5 protein-coding genes are annotated in these 4,764 nt (G+C 69.6%); 1 reads left to right on the top strand and 4 read right to left on the bottom strand.

The window, feature by feature from the left end:
• Window positions 1-591: 591 nt before the first annotated feature.
• From ACWD3D_RS22460 to ACWD3D_RS22445, 4 genes are all read right to left on the bottom strand, one after another.
• A complete protein-coding gene (locus ACWD3D_RS22460) occupies window positions 592-750 on the bottom strand; it encodes a DUF6760 family protein (RefSeq protein WP_451462611.1) in 159 nt (52 codons plus the stop codon).
• Window positions 747-1,265 carry a hypothetical protein gene (locus ACWD3D_RS22455; RefSeq protein ID WP_451462610.1) on the bottom strand — a complete coding sequence of 173 codons (519 nt, stop codon included), beginning with the start codon at window positions 1,263-1,265 and terminating at the stop codon, window positions 747-749. The genes ACWD3D_RS22460 and ACWD3D_RS22455 overlap by 4 nt, the downstream gene beginning before the upstream one ends.
• Entirely contained in the window at window positions 1,265-1,708 is a 444-nt protein-coding gene (locus ACWD3D_RS22450; protein WP_266707264.1) for a phage tail protein, read from the bottom strand. The genes ACWD3D_RS22455 and ACWD3D_RS22450 overlap by 1 nt, the downstream gene beginning before the upstream one ends.
• A gap of 116 nt (window positions 1,709-1,824) precedes the next feature.
• A complete protein-coding gene (locus ACWD3D_RS22445; RefSeq protein WP_451462609.1) occupies window positions 1,825-3,417 on the bottom strand; it encodes a phage tail sheath subtilisin-like domain-containing protein in 1,593 nt (530 codons plus the stop codon).
• A 437-nt stretch (window positions 3,418-3,854) separates the two neighbouring features.
• Between ACWD3D_RS22445 and ACWD3D_RS22440 the strand changes: the two genes are divergently transcribed.
• The coding region (locus tag ACWD3D_RS22440; RefSeq protein ID WP_451462608.1) for a COG1470 family protein at window positions 3,855-4,764 on the top strand (910 nt) is incomplete at its 3' end.

The following is a 4,764-nucleotide window of genomic DNA, read 5'->3' as shown; positions in this document are numbered from 1 at the left end:
AGGAGGTACTCGAACCCGCTGTCGCCGCGTCGACGACCATGGTGGGCGTATTGCGGCTTCTGGGACTGAACGCGGTGGGGGCCAGGCCGAGCCCCGCGCGGACGCGGGTCCTCCGGTCGCGCCGGGGGCCGCCGGGAGACTCACCGGTAGCGCCCGCAGCGGTACCGCCGGGGCACGCCGCACCGTGGCGTCGTTGCCGGCCAAGGGCAGTGCCCCCGCCCGGTGTTCGAGACCCGGTACGGGCCTGGCCGACACCGGGTTCGCCGCTGTGCCGAGTACCGGAGTGAGCCGGCCGTCCAGTACCGCGTGGGACGCGGTGCCCATGAACGACGGGTTCTGCCAGGTCGGCAGCCGGCTGCCGAACGCGGAGTCCGCGACTCCCGCCGGTCCGCCCGCCACGGCGCGCTGGATCGGCGGCAGTCCGGCCCAGGCGGCGACGACCGGAGCGCGTACGCCCGCGGGTTCGGCCGCCCGGCCGGTGTCGGCGCCGCCTCGCGACGACTCCGCCGCCCCCTCGGGGGGTACGGCCGCCATGCTCGTCCCGGTGTCGCCCGTTCGACCGGCCCACAACCGCTCCAGGAACCCCACCGCTCAGCCCTCCACGCCGGCACGCGTCACGAAGGACGCGATCTGATCGGTGTATCGACGACGGTCCTGATGTTCCAGGTCCAGAATCTGCTCCAGGCTCCAGTGGAAGTGGTAGGCGACGTACGCGATCTCCTCGTGCAGCCGGTCGTTCGCGTACGTCACGATTCCCCCAGGCGGCTCCCGCCGAGTTCGACCTCGAAGGGCTCGGAACAGTGCGGGCATTCCACCGAAGCGCGGGTGTGGCCTTCCGCGTTGATCTGACGGTAGAAGTCCTGCAGGAAGGCGAGGTCGGAGGCGAACATGTTCTCCACGATGCCGTCGTGCATCATCGGGAGCGTGCCGAGCCGGGTGATCACCCGGCCCAGCAGCACCACCGAGAGGAACGCCGGGTTCTCCTGGACGCGTACGTCGCGGAGCGGGACGAGTTCGTCGCGCGCCGTCGACAGCCGCATCACCCCGTCCCGGTGGACGGTGCCGGAGTCGTCCACATAGCCACGCGGCAGCTGGAACGCGAACTCGGTGCGCAGTTCGTACCGTTGCTGCTGCTGCTGTTGCTGCGGCGGGACCGGTGCGGAGGGCGCGACCTGCGCCTCCGGTGCGACGACGGGCGCGGGCTGCTCCGTCTCCGCACCGGGACCCTGGGCGAAATCACCGGCCCTGGCGGCCGAACGGCGCATTACTCGATGACCAGTTCTTCGAACACGATGGTCACCGTCTCGGTGAGCGCGGAAGCCTCGCCCGCCTTCACCGTGCTCGCGTCGATCTTGCTGCACCAGGCGTTGCGCAGGTGGTAGCGCTTCACCGGGTTGTTCTGGAAGTCCATCATGATGATGGAGGCGTTCTTGCGGGCCGTGGTCATCTGGCCGGCGATCGACTCGTTGATCCACTGGGTGAACGAGGCCGACTGGGTCATACCGCGGATGACCGTGCACGTCCCGTTCTTCTTCACACCCGGCATGTTCTTGACCACGTTCTGGCCGTTCGGGGTGTTCTGCTGGTAGGTGATGACGTCCTGCTCGATGCTCATGCCACTGACCTCGGCGAGGTACTCGACCATGACACCGTCGATCTGCAGGCCGAAATTGTGTGAGGTAAGGGCGTCACCCGGCTGGAGACTCATGTGTTCGCTGTCCTTGTGAAGGAGATCTGTGGGGTGGCGGCGTTACGGCGATGGAGGCGGCCCGGGGCCCGGGTGGTGTCCGGCGGCGATCCGCCGGACACCACCCGGGAGCCCTGCTACTCCTCCAGCTCTCCGCTGCCGCTGGAGAACTGCGCCAGTCGGAAGATCACGAACTCGGCAGGCTTGACCGGCGCGATGCCGATCTCGCACACCACCCGGCCGACGTCGACCGACTCCGGCGGGTTGGTCTCCTCGTCACACTTGACGTAGAAGGCCTCCTCGGGGCGCTGGCCGAAGAGGGCGCCACTGCGCCACTCGTTGACCAGGAACGCCGAGATGTTGCGCCGGATACGCGCCCACAGGGCGTGGTCGTTCGGCTCGAACACCACCCACTGGGTACCGAGGAGGATGGACTCCTCCAGGTAGTTGAAGTACCGGCGGATGTTCAGGTAGCGCCAGGCCGGGTCCGAGGAGACCGTGCGGGCTCCCCAGACGCGGATGCCGCGGCCGGGGAAGGCGCGGATGCAGTTGACGCCGATCGGGTTGAGCAGGTCCTGCTCCCCGCGGGTGATCTGGGTCTCCAGGTCCACCGCGCCACGCACGACCTCGTTGGCGGGCGCCTTGTGCACACCGCGCTCGGCGTCGTTGCGGGCCCAGATGCCGGCGATGTGACCGCTCGGCGGGATCAGCACCGACTGCCCGGCGGACGGGTCGAAGGACTTGATCCACGGGTAGTACAGGGCCGCGTACTTGGAGTCGTAACCGGCCGTCTCCTGCCGCCACACCCGCACCTGACGGGCATTCAGTCCCGGCGGCGGGTCGATGACCGCGACCCGGTCGCCCATCAGCTCGCAGTGCGCGATCATGCCCAACTGGACCGCCTTGACGGCCTCCAGGTCGATCGCGCCGCGCTGGTAGGCGGCCATCAGGTCGGGCACCGCGACCATGGAGATCTCGTCGATGGCCTCCAGGCCACCGAAGCCGGTGCGGTCCGCGGAGTCACCCAGGTAGCGGGCAGGGCCGGGGTAGGCGCCCTCGGCCGACTCGGCGGGAGCGGCCGACGCGGGAGCCACGAGTGCCACCGTCTGGGCGTCCGGCCGGACCAGCTGTCCGGCGGGCGCGGCCTCGGCGACGGTGATGAGCTTGGAGCGCTCCTTCACCTGCGTGACGACGTAGGTACGGCCGCCCTTCTTGGCGGACACGTCGAAGGTCTCGACGGCCTTGTCGCCGTCCTTGACCGTCAGCTTGAAACGGTCGGCGGGGCCGTCGTCCTCCGGCAGCGTCACCTCGACGCTGAGCGCGCCGTTGGTGCCGGGAGCGATGGCCGCGACCGAGAACCCGCCGAGCGGCCGGAACTCTCCGGCCTCCAGCGCGGCCGGGGCGACGGAGCCCTTCACGGCGGCACGGCCGGGGGCACTCGCTCCGTCGAGGGGAGCACCCTCGACGGAACCGCCCACGCGGACCACGTAGGCCGCGGAGCCGCCGTTGTTGAAGAAGCCGTATACGGAGTGAGCCAGGTAGTACCCGTCGGTGAACTCACCGAACGCGGCCACGTACTGGCTCCAGTTGGTGACCAGGGTCGGCTCGTTCAGCGGACCGCTCGGCGCGAGCCCCACGAAGGCGGCGACCGACGTGCCCACTCCCTCGATGGGACGCGAGCCGCTGGCCACCTCCTCGACGTAGACGCCGGGCGACAAATAGGACGGCATGTTCTGCTCTCCTCGGGGTACGAGACAGGAACCGCCTTACTCTCGCCCGCACGGGAACACCGCCGAAACGTCCCCAGGGACCTGACCGGGGGCACTCTTCCCTGCCCTCAAGGGCAGCCGGTGGACACTCGCGGGCGCCACCGCGGCACAGCGGGCAGCCGGTCGCCGAGTGCGCGTCCGGGGGCCCGGCCTCGTTCTCCCGGCCCAGGGCCCGCCCGGCCCCCGCGACGGGGCGAAGAGCCGGCTGCTTCGGAGAATACGACGGTCCGGGACTTCGATCCGTCAGGTCTACCGCTCTCCACCCCGTCCGGTAAGGATCTTTCGGGCAGCCCCGGGGGCAACCGCGGATGACCCGCGGGGATACGGCGACCGAGCGGGCGGGCGCCTCCCGACCAACGTCACATGACCCGGGCGCCTGCGCGGCCTAGCGTGGCCGGGTGAGCCTTTGGACCTCCCTGGAACCCGCGTCGGCCACGGTCGATCCCGGCAGCAGCACCACGGTGCGCCTGCGTCTGCGCAACACCGGCGACGTGGTCGACGAGTACCGCTTCGAAGCGGTCGGCGACATCGCACCCTGGACCACCGTCGACCCACCCACCCTGCGCCTCTTCCCCGGAACCACCGGCACCGTCGAGCTGACGTTCGCACCCCCACGCACCCCCGACGCCACCGCGGGCCCCAACCCCTACGCCATCCGCATCACCCCCACCGAACACCCCGAAGCAACCACCGTCCCCGAGGGCAACCTCACCATCACCCCCTTCACCGAACTCCGCGCCGAACTCGTCCCACCCACCGTCAAAGGCAGATTCCGCGGACGCCCCCGCCTCGCCATCGACAACCTCGGCAACACCAAACTCACCGCCTCACTCAACGGCACCGACAACGGCGACCAACTCACCTACGACCTCAGACCCAGCAACACCCAAATAGAACCCGGCCGCGCCGCCTTCATCACCACCACCCTCAAACCCCGCAAAATCATCTGGTTCGGCAGCACGGAACAACGCCCCTACACCCTCACCGTCCAACGCTCCGGAACCACACCCCTCCCCATCGACGGAACCTTCGTCCAACGCGGATTCCTCCCCCGCTGGCTCGCCACCTTCCTCGGCATACTCCTCGCCCTCACCATCACCTTCATCGCCCTCTGGTTCGGCCACAAACCCACCGTCGCCACCGGCACCCACGAAAAACTCGTCGAAGCCGGCGCCACCCTCGCACCCACCCCCACCCCCCAAGCCCCCCTCACCCCCGCACCCGCCACCACCCCACCCACCGCCCAACCCGCCACCCAACCCACCGAAGAAACCAAATCCAAAGAATCCGACGGCTCCGGCGGCGGCG

Source organism: Streptomyces sp. NPDC002690 (assembly GCF_053592415.1).
This window is presented reverse-complemented; position numbering and strand designations above follow the sequence as displayed.